Here is a 16,670-nt window from a genome sequence, read left to right on the forward strand (position 1 = left end):
ATCGTGGAGCGAGCGATCAACAAGCCCCAAACCCAACGGCCGTGGCCACCCGCCACGCCAACGATCGTTACCGACAAGGTCGGTGACCGGAAATACGCCCACGAGCCCATCGCCCGGACCCGGTTGTACGGCCGGATGCCGCTCCTCGGCGTGCGGGTTCGGTCTCGTAGACCCCTGGTGCGGCCGTCACGGGATGGCGCAAGGTGGCCCGCATGGACTGGTTGCCACTGCTCTCCACCCTGGCCGGCGCCGCGATCGGCATCGTCACCACCCTCATCGCGGATCGGAGCCGGTGGAAGCGCGAGGACGACAAGGAAGCTCTTCGGCTGCGGCTCGACATCTACACGCAGTACACGACCGCCGTGAAGGTACTCGGTGAGACCCTGCGGGCCCTGGCCGGGCGGGAGCACCCTTCCGACGATGCGCGGGCGCTCGCGCTGCGCGAAGCCTTTCGGGAATCAGGCATCGCCATCGCGTCCGAGCAGATGTGGCTCATAGCGCCCCAACCCGTGGTCAAGGCATCCAACAACGTCTTCCACTGCCTGCGACGCATCTGCGACGGCTACGCCGACGGCACTGCTGTCAGCAGTCCGGAGGATCACGCCCGCTGGGAGGCGCGCGGCAAGGCAGCCGCCAAGATGCGCATGCTGATGCGCGAAGATCTCGGGGTCGGCCCGCTCGCCGAGCGCCACAGCCCCGTTCTCGACGACCACGACCACCCCGCCGCGCACTGATCGCGATCGTGGCGGCAACTCCTGGGATTTCACAGCTGGTTGCTTCTCCTGGATCGCTGTCAGGTCGTGCGCCAGTCGCCATAGGGTGGCGTGATGTTCGATCGGTTGGAGATCACAGTGTTGCCGCCGGGGCCGCGCTTCTCAGTCCAGTTGCGTTTCCGGGTCAACGGCGAGGACGTGGTCGAGCACGCGGTCGGCCCGGGCGGTCGTGGGCCCCTGGCTGCGGAAGCGTTGCCGGTCGGGCTCCCCGGTCCGCTTCGGGCGACGTCCGAACCGCGACGTGTGCAGTTGGGCGAGCCGGAGTGCACCGGGGGATGCTGCGGCTTCCTCTCAGTCGTCGTGCAGCGCGTGGGGAATGTCGTCCAGTGGTCGGGTTGGGACACTCCCCGCCCGGAGGATCGACCATTGGACTTCGACTTCGACGCCGACGAGTACGACGCCGAGGTGGCCCGCGCCGAGGCAGATCATGGGTGGTGCTTCCCGGCGTGGACCTGAATGAGGCCGTACTTGCCGCTGGTACGCCATTGCTCCCCCGTGGCGTCCAGCCTGGCGACCACCGGTCCGTCGAGGCCGACGATGACGTCTGACTTCAACGTACGCAGGGCCGCTACGGGGGACGGAAAGTGGCTGACCCTCGCGGCGAACGATGACGTGGCGGCCCAGAGCCGGTCGCCCACGAGACGCCGGTAGTTGAGGTCCCCCTTGATGATCGACATCGTGGCGCCGGAGAACTCGGCCACGAGGTCGGCCGGCATGTCGTGGAAGGGCAGCGGCGCGCAGAAGAACGGGTGCGTGCGGATCACGAGGGTGCCACTGTTCATCGCCTGCCAGAGCCGGCGGCCGATCAGTTCTGCCTCCTGGCCCGCTTGGGCACGGAGGCGGTCGAGCGTCGCGAGGACGTCAGCGGTGGTCGCGTCCGATACGTAGTACGGGGCGGGCTTGACGTACAGGACGACTTCGGCAGCCAGCCCGCTGGTCAGGAGGTGGTCGATCAGGACGAGGTCGGGCAGCAGCTCCCGACCGGCGTTGTCCGCGAGGACACAGACCTTCGGACTGCTTGAAGCGGCGAGCGTCGACCACAGGAGCGGGCTGTCGTCCGCGACCAGGGCGGCGGGTTGGGCGTCCCCGGCCGATCCGGTGATCTGAAAGCTGAGGTCCGCCCGGTTGCCCCACAGCGCTGACGAGAGCAGCACCTCGGCCCGCTTCTCGGCAAACAGGGGCGGCAGATCGCTGAGAGCCTCCAGCTCGTCGGCGACCGCCGGGCCGGACAGTTCGGCGTTCTTGAACGGCGCGAACGGGTCGATGCCCTGCCAGGTCCCCGGCCGGAAGTAGCCGGTGGCTTCGAGCAGCCTGCGATAGAAGTAACTCTCGGCCCACAGGAACGGCGCCTCGCCCCACGGCCGCCCGAACAAGCCCGCGCCCCACTCCAACCACTGCTGGTGATCGTGAGCGCTCGTGCCGAGCGGCTCCAGCACGCCGTCGGTGCTCTCGACGAGGAGTTCCTCGACCGCCGCCTGCTCGACCGGCCCGTACGGCAGAGCGTCGAGCACCTGTTGGACGAGCATCGGGTGCCGCTCGTGGAAGACGCCCCAGGCAAAGGAGCCAGGGGTATTGCTCAAGATCGTGGGCGCGGTGGGCATGTTCAGGCTCTTCCTCTTCAGCCGCCACCGGGGCCCGAGATCGGGCCGACGTCAGCGTGGTCAACGGCGGGGCTACCGTGGTTCAGGCGCAACGAAGCCGGGCCGGCCGCGCTTCCGACGAGCACACGACCCGTACGCGGATCGGCGGAGGCACAGTGCAGCGTCGCGTCGGCACGGACCTCGGCAAGCTGACACTGTCCGCTCAGCGACCAGGCCCTGACCGTTCCGTCGGCTGCCGCCGAAACTAGATGATCAGGGTGCTCGGAGAACGCCACCATGAGCACCCGCCCTGCGTGGCCGGCCAGGTGTCCGATGGACTGCTCGGTCCGGACATCACGAACGTGGATCTCGCCGGTTCCCGAGCCCACCGCGAGCCGGGAGCCCGCAGCGTCGAGAGCGACCGATCGCGCCCAGCCTCCGGGGTTCACGAACCGGCTGAGGTGGCGGCCGGTACGTGTGTCCCAGAGGTGCACGGTGCCATCGCCACCGCTCGCCGCAAGCAACTCTCCGTCGGCGTCAAGTGCCACTGATCTGACGCGACCTGCATGGGCTTGCTGTTCCCAGAGCAGCGTTCCGGAGGGGAGGTCCCAGCATCGGACGCGCCCGTCGCCAGTGCTGGCAGCGAGCCGAGTACCGGTGCGAGACACAGCCACGCTCCAGCTCCGGGTGGCGTCGTTGTTGAGCCGCAACGTCCAGCTTTCGTCGTCGAGTGACCAGACGTGGACGGAGCCGTCGCCGCAGGCCGCCGCGACGTACCTCCCGCCAGCGGCCACCGACCACACGCGACCTGCGCTGCCAAGCAGTTCGCGGTGCCGCACGGCGGTGGGCAGATTCAGCAGTTCGATGCGGCCATCGCCGTGGCCGACAGCACCGAGGACACCGTCGGCTGTGATGTGGGTGGACCAGACCGCGTTCGCGCCGCTGGTCATCGCGTGCAACCCGTCGGGCTCGGACTTCGTCCATACCCGGACGGCGCCGTCCTCGCAGCCAGCGACGACCGTGCCATCGGTTGTGCAGGTCAGGGTCCTGACCCAGTCGATGCCTGGAGGCATTTGGATCTCGCCCACCGGTCCGTTGACATCGAAGGCCCGGATGACAGCGTCCTCGGTCGCCGCGAGAAGCAGGTCTGCCTGGCCGTCGATGACCACCGACCGGACGCGAGCAGGAAGATCACCTACTCGTCGAACTTGGTTGAGTCGTCTGGTGCTGGTGTCCCACAGAACGACGGACCGATCCCCGGAACCGGATGCGAGGAGCGCGCTGGCAGGGGAGAAGGCCACCGAGCGAACCCAGTCACGGTGACCTGGCTTCTCATCCAGAAGCACACCTGTAGGAAGGTCGTAGAGGCGGACGAACTCGTCCTCACCCGCTGCCGCCACGACCTTCGACGTGGCATCGACCGAGACGGTCCACAGCGGTGTCCCGCAGGTCGCCATGCTGTGACTGAGCACCATCCGTTCGACGTCCCAGACGTGCACATGCCCGTCTTCGGCCGCAGACAGCAGGTTCCGGCCGTCCGGTGTGAAGCTGAGGCAACGGACTCGGCGATCGTGGCCTGCTAGGACACCGAGAGTCGTCCCGGTGCGTGGGCGCCAGAGGCGAATCAACCCGTCATCGCCCGCTGAGGCCATGACCTCGCCGTCGTGCGTCAACGCGGTGGCGTATACCCAGCCGGTATGGGCGTGGAACGCGTGGAGCAGCTCGCGCGTTGCGTAGTCCCAGATCCGAACGGCACCGTCCTCCCCGGCGGAGGCGACAAGTCCCTTCGCGGTCGCTACCGAGACGACTGCTCCCACGTGGCCGCGTCCAACGTGCTCCGCGTCGGTGGGTCGAGCCCATGAGGCTTGGAACCCAACCCCGTTGACGGATTCGGCGCTGCCGGACGGCGCATCTCCGGCCCGTACGAGGGCGAGATTCAGCGTGGAGGCCATGTCCTGTGGCGTTCGCAGTCCGTGCAGCAAGTAGCCGGCACCGGTCAGTGTGCTGGCCCTGTGCCAGTCGCGGTGCCGGGAATGGGACTTGGCCTGGAAGGGCTCGACGGATCGGAGGACGACGGAGTCGGCCGCCAGGGACTGGCTGCCGATGACTGCGGCCTTCGTCGCGACGTACGAGGTGGAGGACAGCAGGACCACGAGTTCGTCATCGAGCCCCGCCTCGCGAAGGTGGTATGGCAACTGCTGCCACATGTACGAGTGCGACGCGGGCAACTGTGACCAGTCTCCTTCGCCCGCGCCTCGGTATGACCCGATCAGTGAGCTGTGCAGGGTTGTCCACCGGTCGCCGACAAGGTGCTTCAGGTAGGACCGGAAGACATCATGCAGGACCACCGCGTCCTGATCAGCCAGGTAGGCGCTGATCAGTGATCTGTCGGCCAGGATTCGACAGAACTGTCGGACGGCGATGGCCGACCAGCCGTCGGACGCGCTCCACCAGTGAGTGAGCACGCACAGTGGCACGGGGGTCGTGGCGGGAAAGACCGCCAGTGAGAGGTAGCGCTCACGCAGAGCGGAAGCGCCGCCGATCCTGACACTCTCGTCCAGGCTCCGCAGACTGGCGGTTATCGCGTGGCCGATCGCGTTGGAGCGTTGGTCTGCGTCCCACACGTCGAAGGCTTGTGGCCCGTGAGCGTGCATCGCCTCACCCACCTCGGAGACCGCCCGTTCAGGCGAGGCTCCTGCAACCAGGTCGGAGTAGACGTTGGAGCCGACCACCGTTGCCAGAAGCGGCCACCCGCCGCAGAGACCTGCCAGCCTGTCGGCGGCGGGGCGGGTCAGCTGAGAGACAGCGCGGGTGAGGAGTTCGCTGATCTCCGACGCCGACATCGGCCCCAGCCGCACCACTTGGGCGCTTGAGGGGCAGGTGCGGATGTTCCGCGTGGTCACGAGACGGGTACAGGCGGGCGCGCCGAGGAGGAACGGGGCCAGGTCCGCGGCTGACCAAACGTTGTCGATGACCAGCAGCGCGCGCCTTTCCCGCAGGACGCGGGCCAGATGGAACCCGGCCTGCTCGGGATCGGTGAGCGCCGGCCGACTTCCGTCGAGGTGCACGCAAAGGTCGGAGATCAGCTCCACCACCCTGGCGGCGGTGCATCCTTCCCCCGTCTCGACCCAGAGGATCTCGGGAAACAGTTCCCTGACGCCTCGGTCCTGGCAGACCTGGGTGACCAGGGTCGTCTTTCCGAAACCACCGGGGCCGCACACGGCCAGGGTCATGCCTCTTTCGGAGGCGTCCGCCTCAGCCAGCAGTGAGACGACGTTGTCGAAGTCTTCGGACCTGTGGACCAAACCGTGCTCCGGAGGTGGCGCGAGGACGTAACTTCCCGCAGTGGTCGCTCGTCGTCGGCCGGGCCCGTCAAGAAGCTCCCGGAAACGTTCCACACAATCCGGGGCCGCTCGGTCGAGGACCGTGTCGAGCAACGCTTGTGAATCGGGCACAGGGAACAACTGCTGCCCGCCGGCCTCCCACTTGGACACCGTCCGATCGCTGACACCGAGGTGGGCTGCGAAGGCACGGACGCTCATACGTAATGCCTCACGCAAAGCCTTCGCCTCGCGGCCTGACCACCGCTGCACAGTGCCCACTGAAGCTCCCGCGATCGTTGGTGAAGAAGCTAGCAGCCTATGGCGGGCTGTCCTGAGCCGTACGGGCAACGGTTCAGCGGGAGTTCAGCACGGGTGCGACAGCCGACGGCGGCGGCGGCCGACTGGCTCTCCGGTGTTGCGTAGCCCGGTTCGGTGCCAATTCGACGGGGGAGCGACGCGAGGACCTACGTCTGAAGGCGCTCCGGCAGGCAGTCTTTCGAGGGCCGCCCCACCCATGGGCTACGGACAGGTGCAGCACTCGAGTCAACCCGTACTACGTGCACCTGAGTCCACCCGTCGCCAAGCCGGCAACGGAAGGAAATCGATGGACAAGACCCTGACGATCAGCGGTAGCAGCGCGCAACCGACCATGCTTCCGGAACTGAGACCAGCCGAGTGGCGGCCCGCAGCCGTGGTCCTGGACCTCTTCGGCACGCTGGTCCCCGCCCCGGACAGCCGTGAGCGCGGCCAGGCGGTGCGGAAGATCGCCGCTGCACTGCGTGTGCTGGACCAGGCTGCCGACGAAGCACTCGGCGTGAGCTGGCGAGCCCGGCATGACGGGACGCTGCGCACCACCGGCGAGGTGGCCGCTCACCTCGCCGAACTGTCCGGAGCGCCGAGCGGGTACGCCCCTGGACTGGAGTCCACGTTGCGGCAGCTTGCTCTCCAAAGGCTGCACCCCGAAACGTCGGTGCTGGAGAGCCTCGCCGCGCTACGGCGGTCCGGGCTGCGGCTGGGACTGCTCAGCGACGCCTCCCCCGACATCGCCGAAGCGTGGGGCCGCTCGGTGCTCGCTCCGCGGTTCGACGTGGCGCTGTTCAGTTGCCGCGAGCGAGCGGTGAAGCCGGACGGGCATCTGTACGCGCGGATGCTGGAGCGTCTGGAATGTCCTGCGGATTCGGTGCTCTACTGCGGCGACGACGGCGGCTCAGAGCTGTTCGGCGCACTGCGCTGCGGAATGCGGGCAGTCCGTGTCAAACGGCGGGGTGGCGCTGACGCACTGGTCTTCGGAAACCAGGCGACGGTCTGGAGAGGTGTCACGCTGTCGTCCGTCGAGCGCCTGCCGGCCTGGCTGTCCGGCGCCGCGCCTTGGGGGCGCGTCCGATGACCGACACCAGCACGCTCGTATGGGAAGCCCGGTTAGCGGGGACGAGCCGTTCGCTGAGGCTCGCGGCAATGCGCCGTATCGCGTTACCGGCGGACGCCGGGACGACCGAGGTCCGAGTGCGGTTCTCGGGCCTGTGCGGCAGCGACACCGGGAAGCTTGTTGCGAGCTCCTGGTGCGGGCCTGTCCCGGAGGGATGGGTGCCCGGTCACGAGGTCGTCGGCATCGACACCCGCACCGGAACCTGGGCTGCGGTCAACCCCCTTGTCAGTTGCGGAAGTTGCGCCGAGTGCGCGCTCGGCCGCATCCATTTGTGCCCTGGGCTGCGACGCGTCGGCTGGGACCTACCCGGCGGCTTGGCCGAATCCGTCCGCGTTCCGTCAGAGAACGCCATACCGCTGCCGTCCGGCCCGGCAGACCCGGCGGTATTCGTCCTGGCCGATCAGATGGCGGTCGCCCTGCACGGCGTGCGATGCCGACTGGATACCCCCGCGGCCAGCGGCGAGCACCGACTCGGAGTCATCGGTGCGGGGCCTCTGGGCATCTGCACCGCCGTCAGCGCGGCCCGAGCCGGGTGGGACGTGATCATCGCCGCCCGCAGGCCGGATCAGGAGAAACGGCTCCGCGCCCTGCTGGCCGACACCGGTGTCGCCGTCTGCCCGGCACCCGGGCTTCGAGCAGGTACGTGTGACGTGGTGGTCGACGCCGCGTCCGGACACTCGGCTGCTCCGCTGCTCCAGGCCCTGGAAGCGGCGCGGGACGGCGGGACGATCCTCGTCCAGAACGCCTATGCCCCGCAGGTGCGGTTCCCCACCCCTCTGCGCGAGGTGTTCCGCCGCTCGCTCACCGTCCGGGGCTCGTACTCCCACTGCCACGCGGACAACCGCGACGACTTCCGGGACGCCCTCCAACTCCTCGCCCAAGCAACGGACAACGTGTGGGTCACAGCGCTCACCTCCGCCCGCTACCCGCTTGACCGGCTGCCCGACGCCCTGGCCGCGCTCCACCCCGATTCCGCGCACCGCCCGCTCAAAGTCCTGCTCACTGCCCGCCGCTGACCACGCTCTGGAGGCTTGCATGCGGTCATCGTCCGTCCCCGCGCCGCCGCCTGTGCCCATTCCCGCTCTCGTGCACCAGGTCAATTCCTCCGCCGACATCAGTCCACGCGAGGTCCACAACGGTCTGCTGCACGTGCTCGGACTGCCCGTCGGCCCGACCCGCGACGTGATGCTCGGCAGCGTGCTGACCGGCCTGCTCCTGCGCGGGCCGCGTCCGGCCGAAGTGGAGGCCGCGATCCGGGCCGTCAGCACGCTGGACCGCGAGTCCTGGGAGTACCTGGCGCCGCCGCCCGGGGTGCGGCTCGTCGGCTACACCGGAAGCGGGAAGAAGACCTACAAGACGATCAATATCAGCTCGGCTGCCGCTCTGGTCGCCGCGGCCGGCGGAGCGCACATCGCGAAGCTCGGTTCACGCAGCGCCTCCTCCAAGACCGGCTCACGGGACTTCATGGACCTGGTGGGCGCGCGCTGCGAGACCTTATCGGCGCAGGCCATGGCGGGCATCGCAGCGGAGTGCGGCTTCGGCTTCTTCTCCATCGAGAACCAGGTGCCGGAGTTCGACCGGCGCTACGGCGGCCGTTTCCAGGCCGTGCACGCCCTGAGCCTGGGCTTCCCCGCCCTGCTGAGTCCGGTGGCCTGCCAGAGCTTCGTCTACGGCCTGTCCCACCCCGCAGTCGGGGTCTCCGCGCGGCTGCTGTACCGGCTCGGCCTCGGCGACGTCACCGTGGTCAACTCCTCTCCCGTTCCCGGCAGCCAGGTCGACGAACTGATCCCCGGTGGCACCATCCGCGTCTGCCGCCTGACCGCCGGCCGGGAAGACCACGAGTTCGGACGCGCCGTTGCCGAAGCCGCCGGCGCCGTGGTGCCGTTCGAGGTCGGGTCGCTCGCGCAGCGCCCCGATCCGCACGCGAACGTCGCCGCCGTCGTGGGCCTCCTTGCTGGCCGCGCTCCGACAGCGGTCCGGGATACGGTCGCCCTGAACGCGGCCATGTTGATGGTGACCGCCCGCTCCGTCCCCACGCTGCGCAGTGGGCTGGATATCGCGCACGCCGTCTTGGACGACGGTGCCGCCGTGGACACCCTGCGCCGTTTCGTCTTCCTCACCGGCGGCACCGCGCGTTCAATCGATGCCCTCCTCCGCGTCCCCGACGACCACTTGGCCGAGCCGCTCTGCCAGCCCCCCGACGCCACTGCCCCTGGTCGTCTCGCCGGTCCGCCCACCGACTGGGAGATGACCGCATGCTGACCCGCGACGAACTCGGCATCGTGCACATGGTCCTCAACACCGACTGCAACGCCTGGGACCTGCCCAAGGCCCCGGGCTCGCCCGGCGTATGCCGCTTCTGCTACCGCGAACGCAATCGCGTGCGCACCGACGAGGCCACCGTCCGCCGCGTCATCGACCGTGTCCGCGCCGAGTCGGACGCCCGCCGGATCGTCTTCACCGGCGGCGACCCCGTCATGCCGTACGACAACCACCTGGAGCCCGCCCTCCAGCACGCCCGAGCCGCCGGCTTCGAGACGAACCTCCACACCAACGGGCTCCTCCTCGCCGACCGCTACCCGGCCCTGCGTGACCACGTCACCTATCCGTTCCGGGTCTGGGTCCTGGCCGACGGCACCGTCACCGTCGATCTCGGCAGCGTTTCAGCGCCCCGCAACAGCGTCCTCGGCAACCTCCTCGCCGACGGTTTCGAGCACCTCGTCCGCCGCGCCTTCGCATTGCGCTCCACCACCGACACCTCCACCGCGACCTCCTCGGACAAGGAAGTGACCGCACAGTGAAATTCGACTCCGCGTACTACGACGACGTCATCGCCCGCCACAGTTATGAGCGCATCGTTCCCGAGACCTCCGCTGCCGCCAGCGGAGGTGTCACCCCGGAGGCGGACGCCGAACACATCCTCGGCTCCATTGACTTCCCGCTCGCCGACCTGAGTCCGGATGACCTGCGTACCAAGTGGGTGTGCCACACCGGGGCTCGTTCGTTCGCCGCCGCCGTCGCTGACGGGAAGCCGGCGACCGTGACCACCGGTGTCGGGTTGGGCGGGCCACCGCACGCCGGGACCGTCTTCCAACTCCTGCGCGCGGTCACACTCCAGCGGCACGGGCTGCACGTCCAGATCGTGCTCGGCGACCTCGACTCCTACAACGCCCGACGCACCCCGCTGGCCGAAGTCCGGAGACTGGCCGACCAGTACGAGGAGTTCGTGCGCCGCCTCGGCTTCGACGAGCAGCGCGGCGTCCTGCGTCGCCAGGAGGGCAACACCGACGTCCTGGCCACCGCGTTCCTCCTCTCCCGCCATCTGGACGACGCCGACTTCGGCTGGGCCGAGGAGGACCTCTCCGGCCTCTACCGCAACCACGGTGTCTTCGACCACCTCACCTACGGCATGAAACAGGCCACCCTCCTCATGGCCGCCGACTTCGTCCACCTGCTCGCCCAGGACTGCCACGTCCTGGTCTCCCTCGGAGTCGACGAGCACAAGTACGTGGCCTTGGCCCGGCGCGGAGCCGAACGCTGGGGTCTGCCCGCCGACCGCCTCTCCGGCATCTACACCAAGATGATCCCCGGCCTCGGCGGCGTGCCCAAGATGAGCAAGAGCATCCCCGGCTCCGGCATCACCGCCGCGCTGCCGCCCGGCGACATCCGCGCCCTGCTCGCCGCCGATGTCGGCCTTGGACAGGACGACGACGCCTCCGCCCTGCTCCAGATGTTCGCCTGCCTCCCCGAGGTCGATGGCCACGCCTACGACCTCGCCGCCGAAGCCCGCCGCGCCGACGACCGCCTCTGGCGCGAACTCCGAGGCGAGCTCACGAAGCGTCTGATCGGCATTTTCTCCCTCTGGCCCCAACCGTGAGGCGCCCGAAGGAGTCCGCCACGACCACCACGCCCGTGCCGTCCGCGCCGTACCCCGTCCTCTCCCGTCGGCCCCTCGGAGACGCCACCACCCACCACGTCGCCCTGCCCAAGGTCCGACGATGACCGCCCCCGCAGGCTCGGGTATCTCCAGCCTCCGAGTCGTCCATCTGCCCGCCCGCACCCCTTACACGCGCAAGCTGCGCGGCCTCGGTATCCATACCCTGAACAACGCCTCCGAGTTCGCTGAGATCCGCCCCGGTCTCGTCGTCCCCGCCGACGTCACCGCCTCCTGGATTCTCGACCGCACACCGCTGGACTGGCTCGACGTCCTCCACCTCCACCACATCGACCTGGAGACCCCGGCCGTCCTGGAGCGCCTCCTCGACACCTGCGCCAGCGCCGGCGTCCGCGTGGTCTTCACCGCCCATGACACCCGCCCCATGCTCGGCGGCGACGACGGCAAAGCCGACGCCTTCATCGCCCGCCTGCGTCTGCTGCTCACCGCGAACGTTCCCTGGGTCTGCCTCACCGAAGGCTCCCGCGCCGACCTCGCCGACCTGCTGGGCACCAATCCTCCCGCCACCGTCATCCCGCACGGCTACGTTGTGCCGCCCGATGCCCTCCGTCACCGTGAACGGCTCCCCGACGCCGGCGTCCGCACGCTCCTCTACGGGGCCACCCGCGCCAACCGCGACCAGCTCGCGCCGGTCATCAACTGGTCACTCGCCACCACCGACCCCACCCACACCCTCCATCTCCTCCTCCGTGCCGCCAGCCCTGCCGACTTCACCGGTGCCGTCCCCAGCCCGTTGCCCGTGATCGCGGACACCGCCCGCCGGGACCCGCGCGTCCGGATCACGATGCGCCCCTACCCCACCGACGCCGACGTCGTGGAGGCCGCCCTTGCCAGCGACCTCCTGCTGCTCCCCTACCTCTGGGGCAGCCACTCCGGCCAACTGGAACTCGCCTTCGACCTCGGCCTCATCCCGGTCTGCTCCCGCGTCGGTCATCTCCCCGAACAGCACCGCCTGCACCAACGGCACGGCCAGGCCATCCCCGAACCCGAATGGGTCGACTGGAGCACTGGTCACCCCAACCTCTTCGGCGAACGCTTCCTGACCGCCCTGGAATCCGCGACCGCCCGTGCGGCGGCCACCCCCCGCCGCCTCGACCACGACTTCCTCGACTACCGCGCCCAAGAGCACCAACAGGTCCTCACCGCCCACCGCGCACTCTACGAAGGCGGCAACCGATGACGAACTCGCCGCTGCCCCGGATCTCCTGCGTGATCCTCTGCCACAACTACGGCCGCTACCTCGACCGCGCCATCACCAGCTGCCTGCAACAGGAACCCGGCCGCTACACCCTCCGCGAGATCCTCGTCATCGACGACGGCTCCACAGACGACACCCCCGAGATCTGCCGCCGGCACCAGGGTCACGTCCCGCGGCCGTCCGCTCGCCCCGCCCCTACCAGCACTGGCCATCAGCCCGGTCCCGGCGGTCCCTCCGCCGCTCACCCGGCAAAACGCAACGTGATCACGCAAACGCGGCGCGATACCCGCGATGCTAAAATCGCCTGTTCCCCATACCCGCTGGCCACACCAGCCGACAGACCCAGGAGCGTAACGACGCCATGAGCCGTCTCAGCGAGTCCGTAGTCCGCGCCATGGAGATCCTCAAGGGATCGGACCTGGCCGCGGACTATACGGTCGCCCGGCTCTTGGAACAGACCTATAGCCGCCGCTCGCTGGACCTGTCCGACCTCTCCCCGGCCGAACAGGCCGCGCTGGTCGAAGGCCGCGCGATCAACGTCATCCCCTCCGCGTCCGGGCTCGCGGAGAAGATCACCGCCGCCCAGGCGGAGGGCCGGCCGCTCGTGGTCAAGTACGGCATCGACCCGACGTCCCCGGACGTCCACTTGGGCCACTCGGTGCCGATCATCATCGCCTCGCGGTTCCAGCGGATGGGCCACCACGTCGTCTTCATCATCGGCGACGTCACCGCCAAGATCGGCGACCCGTCCGGCCGCTCCTCCGAGCGCCCGCCGCTCACCGACACCGACATCGCCCACAACCTCAGCGGCTACCAGCAACAGGTCACGCCGTTCATCGACTTCGCACGCGCCGACCTGCGCTTCAATGGCGAGTGGCTGAACAAGGTCAGCCTCCCCGAACTGGTAGGCCTCCTGGCGCATGTCCCGGTCTCGATGACCCTCCAACGCGATGACTTCCGCAACCGCCTCGCCGCCGGCGACGGCCTGTCGGTCGCCGAGTTCGTCTACTCGGTCGTCATGGCCCTCGACTCCGTGGCCATCAGCGCGGACGTCGAGCTCGGGGGCGTGGACCAGCTCCTCAACCTCCAGATGTGCCGCAAGGTCATGGAGATCCGCGAACAGACACCCGAGGTCATCATCACCACCCCGCTCATCGAGGGCACCGACGGCACCGGCTCCAAGATGAGCAAGTCCAAGGGCAACTACGTCGGCCTCTCCTCCTCCCCGGACGAGATCTTCGGCCGCCTGATGTCCATCCCCGACCACCTCATCGAGCCCTACCTCAAGCAGCTCACCGAGTGGACCGACGAGGAGATCGCCACGGTCACCGGTCGCGTGGCCGACGGCACCGCACACCCCATGGCCGTCAAGCGCATCCTCGCCGGCGAGGTCACCGCCGCTCTCCACGGCCTGAAGGCCGCCGAAGCCGCCCGCGCCGAGTTCGCCGCCCGCTTCTCCAAGCGGATCTTCGGCGACACCCAGAACCTCCCGGCGCTCTCCCTCAAGGAGCACGCCGAAGCCCCTGTGATCACCTTGCTCACCCAGGTCCTGGACTTCGCCCCCAGCAACTCCGCCGCCCGCCGCGTCGCCGCCCAGAACGGCCTCCGCCTCATCGCTGAGACCCCGGAAGGCGAGCAGCACACCACCCAACTCGACGAGGACATCGTCCAACAGCCCCTGTCCGCCCTCGTCAACGCGGCCGACACCGCCGGGGAAGCCACCTTCTACCTCAAGGCCGGCCGAAAGATCGCCCGCATCGACGCATGACGCGACGTGGTGGCGGGGACCGAGTAGGCTCCCGCCACCCAGCGTCACCCGCAACTGACGGCACAAGGTTCCGTCCAACACCTGGTGCAGCCCGCCCCACCTTGCTGGGAGCGCGGGGGCCATGCTGCGTCGACCGCATTGTCGGTTGTATCGGGAAGTGGAGCGCCGCCAGCCGGAAAGCATGTTGAGGGCAACCCCTCGCGCGTTCGAATCTCGTACCCTCCGCCAGCGCCTCACCAGGCACGGTATGAGCGGTGGGCGGCACCGCTCGACCCAGAGGTTCTGCGTCCCGGCCCCCGCTCATCCGGACCCGCTCGGCGTCCGGCCGCGCACCCGACGGGAATCATCACACCGCCGTGACCCGCACATCCAGGAGATCACCCCGACTTTGCCATCGCCCCAATACGCTCTCCGCATGCTTGATGACGGCGACATTCAATACATGCGCGAGCGCATAGCGCTGGCGGTCCAAGGTGGGTTCGACAACGAGGATGAGGTCGACAAATGGGTGGCACGTCAACTCGGAGCAGAGCACGAGGCACTACGGAATGAGCTGAAAAGCCACATTGCGCAACTGTTCCTGGAACACCGCCGACGCGAGGCCCGCTGGCGCAAGCCCAGCACGAACGACGCCATCGACCGGGCCTTCGACGAACTGACCGAACTCGGCATCGTCGCACTTCAGAACGCGGGCGAAACGCTCTCCGACGGTTGGACCGAGGCGTACGAAGCCCGCTCGGCCCGGTCAACTCCTGCACGTGGCGCGGTCTTCTACCATGGCCAAGACCTTGAGTCGGGTATAGCGGGCGGAGGTCTGATGCTGGCGTTCGGCGCCTTCGAGGACGACCTCGCGAAGCGCGAGCGGGCCAGCGCGGCCGTTGCCCGCGAGGTATGCGACGTTCTCACATCTCAAGGCGTCCGCGTGAAATGGGATGGCGCCGTCCAAAGCCGCATCGAGATCCTCCCGTTCAGCTGGCGCAAACGCCGCTGGACCACCGCTCCCCAGCCCGGGTGAGGCCAGGAGGTGCGGATAGTCACCGCAAGCGACAACCACCGATTCATCCCCTTGAGGCCGACCACTCCGGGGCGAGGACGGCCCACATCTGCTTGTCGTACCGCGTTCCCTCGTACGGCCATGCCTGGCGCCGCACCCCCTCCAGGGTCATCCCGAGGCGCTTGGCGACCGCGGCACTGCGGTGGTTGTCGATCCGGCAGTGCCACTCGGCCCGGTGGAGTCCGCGTTCGACGAACGCCCAATCCAGCAGGGCGCCGCAGGCCGGGGTGATCAGGCCCTGCCCCTCGGCTGCGGGCTCCAGCCAGCAACCGATCTCACAACAGCCCATGGCGGCCTGGAAGTCGGTGAACATCACGCCGCCCACCAGCACGCCGCGGTGCCAGATGCCGTAGAGGCGGGCGCCGTCGCGGGCCTGACGCTCCGCGTATCGGGCGATCGTGGCCCGCGCTCCGTCGACGTCCATGGTGACGAACGCGGGACCCACCCAGGGACGGATGTGCTCGCGGGCTCGGTCCAGGTGGTCGGCGAACTCCTCGGCATGCCGGCTCTCCAGCTGGGCGAGACGGGCATCGTTGCGCAGCGTCAGCGAGAACATGACGACCTCCCTATTTACATAACATACGTTGTGTGAATGTAGCGTAGGTGCATGCCACGTACCAAGGGAGATCATGAGAGCCGCCGACGCGATGTCTCCGAAGCGGTGTGGCAGGTCATGGCCGCGCGCGGTTTCACCGGCCTCACGCTGCGCGCCGTCGCCGCGCAGCTCGGCGCGACCACCGGTCTGCTGACGCACTACTTCCCGAACAAGCGTGCCCTGGTGGAGTACGCCCTCGACCTCCTGGAACAGCGCACCGCGACTCGCCCGCGCCGTGCGCCGGAGCGGGGCGTCGCAGGGCTACGGGCCGCATTGCTGGACATCCTCCCGCTGACCGGAGCAGCCATCGACAGCAACCGCATCTGGGTCTCCTCCTGGGGCGCCGCGCTCGCCGACCCGGCCCTGACCGACGACTACGCCGGCAAGTACGCCTGCGGCCGCGCCAACCTCCGCGAGCGGGTGGTCCAGGCGCAGGAACTCGGCGAGCTACGCCGAGGAGACCCGGACCGCATCGCCGCCGGAGCGCACGCGTTCGCCCTCGGCCTGGTCGTACAGGCGCTCCTGGACCCTGCCGCGTTCGCGCCGCAACGGCAGATCGCGCTGCTCGACGACTATCTCGCCACGCTGACCGTTCCTACGGACCGGCAAGGAGAGGCCGAGCACGCTCAGGACAGCGCGCCCTGAGCTCGCCCTTTCGGCCACCACGGCCGGCTGTCGTCCGCCGAGGTTTGCGCCGTGCCGGGGATCTGGTGTGGACAACCGGCGCGAACAGGATGCCCATGGGCGCACACTAGGCACAATGACAAAATCTCAAGCACCGAAGCGTCATCTGCCCACCAGCCCTTTCACGGCCCCGGTCGCGCCGGCTCCCAAGCATTTCGCGGCCGGCGACCTGGTCACCCATGACATGTACGGTCTCGGCCGGGTGGCCGATACCGAGGAGGGAGTCGCGGCGATCGTGGACTTCGGGTCCACGCGGATGCGGATCCTGAGCCCCTACAACAAGATGATCAAGCTATAGGCCCCCTGGAGCCGCC

The 16,670-nt window shown here is 68.8% G+C and carries 15 protein-coding genes; 12 read left to right on the plus strand and 3 right to left on the minus strand.

Going from position 1 to position 16,670, the window contains the following annotated elements; translation table 11 throughout:
- Positions 1-212 precede the first annotated feature (212 nt).
- The gene (locus AC13HU_RS12240) at positions 213-734 is read left to right on the plus strand and encodes a hypothetical protein (protein ID WP_483041842.1); all 522 of its coding nucleotides are present in this window, start codon (positions 213-215) and stop codon (positions 732-734) included.
- Positions 735-1,198: 464 nt separating this feature from the next.
- Here AC13HU_RS12240 and AC13HU_RS12245 read toward each other — a convergent pair whose 3' ends face one another.
- Together AC13HU_RS12245 and AC13HU_RS12250 are read right to left on the minus strand one after the other, a co-directional pair.
- Positions 1,199-2,374 (minus strand): damage-control phosphatase ARMT1 family protein, encoded by a 1,176-nt coding sequence (locus AC13HU_RS12245; RefSeq protein WP_483041843.1) that lies wholly within the window; start codon positions 2,372-2,374, stop codon positions 1,199-1,201.
- A gap of 17 nt (positions 2,375-2,391) precedes the next feature.
- Positions 2,392-5,955: an NB-ARC domain-containing protein gene (locus AC13HU_RS12250; RefSeq protein ID WP_483041844.1), complete on the minus strand. Its 3,564-nt coding sequence runs from the start codon at positions 5,953-5,955 to the stop codon at positions 2,392-2,394.
- Positions 5,956-6,280: 325 nt separating this feature from the next.
- Between AC13HU_RS12250 and AC13HU_RS12255 the strand changes: the two genes are divergently transcribed.
- From AC13HU_RS12255 to AC13HU_RS12295, 9 genes are all read left to right on the plus strand, one after another.
- A complete protein-coding gene (locus AC13HU_RS12255; protein ID WP_483041845.1) occupies positions 6,281-7,063 on the plus strand; it encodes an HAD family hydrolase in 783 nt (260 codons plus the stop codon).
- Positions 7,064-7,131: 68 nt separating this feature from the next.
- The gene (locus tag AC13HU_RS12260; protein WP_483041846.1) at positions 7,132-8,118 is read left to right on the plus strand and encodes a zinc-dependent alcohol dehydrogenase; all 987 of its coding nucleotides are present in this window, start codon (positions 7,132-7,134) and stop codon (positions 8,116-8,118) included.
- Between the two features lie 19 nt (positions 8,119-8,137).
- Positions 8,138-9,364, plus strand: a complete 1,227-nt coding sequence (locus tag AC13HU_RS12265) for a hypothetical protein (RefSeq protein WP_483041847.1) — start codon at positions 8,138-8,140, stop codon at positions 9,362-9,364.
- Positions 9,358-9,903: a radical SAM protein gene (locus AC13HU_RS12270; RefSeq protein ID WP_483041848.1), complete on the plus strand. Its 546-nt coding sequence runs from the start codon at positions 9,358-9,360 to the stop codon at positions 9,901-9,903. The genes AC13HU_RS12265 and AC13HU_RS12270 overlap by 7 nt, the downstream gene beginning before the upstream one ends.
- Entirely contained in the window at positions 9,900-10,979 is a 1,080-nt protein-coding gene (locus AC13HU_RS12275) for a nucleotidyl transferase family protein (protein ID WP_483041849.1), read from the plus strand. The genes AC13HU_RS12270 and AC13HU_RS12275 overlap by 4 nt, the downstream gene beginning before the upstream one ends.
- A 121-nt stretch (positions 10,980-11,100) precedes the next feature.
- Entirely contained in the window at positions 11,101-12,237 is a 1,137-nt protein-coding gene (locus AC13HU_RS12280; protein WP_483041850.1) for a hypothetical protein, read from the plus strand.
- Entirely contained in the window at positions 12,234-12,620 is a 387-nt protein-coding gene (locus AC13HU_RS12285) for a glycosyltransferase family 2 protein (protein WP_483041851.1), read from the plus strand. The genes AC13HU_RS12280 and AC13HU_RS12285 overlap by 4 nt, the downstream gene beginning before the upstream one ends.
- Entirely contained in the window at positions 12,617-14,023 is a 1,407-nt protein-coding gene (tyrS, locus tag AC13HU_RS12290) for a tyrosine--tRNA ligase (RefSeq protein ID WP_483041852.1), read from the plus strand. The genes AC13HU_RS12285 and tyrS overlap by 4 nt, the downstream gene beginning before the upstream one ends.
- 415 nt (positions 14,024-14,438) lie before the next feature.
- On the plus strand, positions 14,439-15,038 hold the full coding sequence (locus tag AC13HU_RS12295) for a DUF6891 domain-containing protein (RefSeq protein ID WP_483041853.1): 600 nt from the start codon (positions 14,439-14,441) through the stop codon (positions 15,036-15,038).
- Positions 15,039-15,081: 43 nt separating this feature from the next.
- Here AC13HU_RS12295 and AC13HU_RS12300 read toward each other — a convergent pair whose 3' ends face one another.
- On the minus strand, positions 15,082-15,633 hold the full coding sequence (locus tag AC13HU_RS12300) for a GNAT family N-acetyltransferase (protein WP_483041854.1): 552 nt from the start codon (positions 15,631-15,633) through the stop codon (positions 15,082-15,084).
- Between the two features lie 51 nt (positions 15,634-15,684).
- Here AC13HU_RS12300 and AC13HU_RS12305 point away from each other — a divergent pair, with 51 nt between their 5' ends.
- Together AC13HU_RS12305 and AC13HU_RS12310 are read left to right on the plus strand one after the other, a co-directional pair.
- Entirely contained in the window at positions 15,685-16,317 is a 633-nt protein-coding gene (locus tag AC13HU_RS12305) for a TetR/AcrR family transcriptional regulator (protein WP_483041855.1), read from the plus strand.
- 115 nt (positions 16,318-16,432) lie between these two features.
- Entirely contained in the window at positions 16,433-16,654 is a 222-nt protein-coding gene (locus AC13HU_RS12310; protein ID WP_483041856.1) for a hypothetical protein, read from the plus strand.
- The last annotated feature ends 16 nt before the right edge of the window (positions 16,655-16,670 follow it).

It is taken from the genome of Streptomyces sp. NH27 (assembly GCF_056859195.1).

Excerpts from the sequence above, each read along its gene's own strand:
- AC13HU_RS12260 (WP_483041846.1), top strand. The coding sequence starts at position 7,132 with ATGCGCCGTATCGCGTTACCGGCGGACGCCGGGACGACCGAGGTCCGA.
- AC13HU_RS12310 (WP_483041856.1), top strand. The coding sequence starts at position 16,433 with ATGACAAAATCTCAAGCACCGAAGCGTCATCTGCCCACCAGCCCTTTC.
- AC13HU_RS12255 (WP_483041845.1), top strand. The coding sequence starts at position 6,281 with ATGGACAAGACCCTGACGATCAGCGGTAGCAGCGCGCAACCGACCATG.
- AC13HU_RS12280 (WP_483041850.1), top strand. The coding sequence starts at position 11,101 with ATGACCGCCCCCGCAGGCTCGGGTATCTCCAGCCTCCGAGTCGTCCAT.
- AC13HU_RS12270 (WP_483041848.1), top strand. The coding sequence starts at position 9,358 with ATGCTGACCCGCGACGAACTCGGCATCGTGCACATGGTCCTCAACACC.
- AC13HU_RS12300 (WP_483041854.1), bottom strand. The coding sequence starts at position 15,633 with ATGTTCTCGCTGACGCTGCGCAACGATGCCCGTCTCGCCCAGCTGGAG.
- AC13HU_RS12295 (WP_483041853.1), top strand. The coding sequence starts at position 14,439 with ATGCTTGATGACGGCGACATTCAATACATGCGCGAGCGCATAGCGCTG.
- AC13HU_RS12245 (WP_483041843.1), bottom strand. The coding sequence starts at position 2,374 with ATGCCCACCGCGCCCACGATCTTGAGCAATACCCCTGGCTCCTTTGCC.
- AC13HU_RS12240 (WP_483041842.1), top strand. The coding sequence starts at position 213 with ATGGACTGGTTGCCACTGCTCTCCACCCTGGCCGGCGCCGCGATCGGC.
- AC13HU_RS12305 (WP_483041855.1), top strand. The coding sequence starts at position 15,685 with ATGCCACGTACCAAGGGAGATCATGAGAGCCGCCGACGCGATGTCTCC.
- tyrS (WP_483041852.1), top strand. The coding sequence starts at position 12,617 with ATGAGCCGTCTCAGCGAGTCCGTAGTCCGCGCCATGGAGATCCTCAAG.
- AC13HU_RS12265 (WP_483041847.1), top strand. The coding sequence starts at position 8,138 with ATGCGGTCATCGTCCGTCCCCGCGCCGCCGCCTGTGCCCATTCCCGCT.
- AC13HU_RS12285 (WP_483041851.1), top strand. The coding sequence starts at position 12,234 with ATGACGAACTCGCCGCTGCCCCGGATCTCCTGCGTGATCCTCTGCCAC.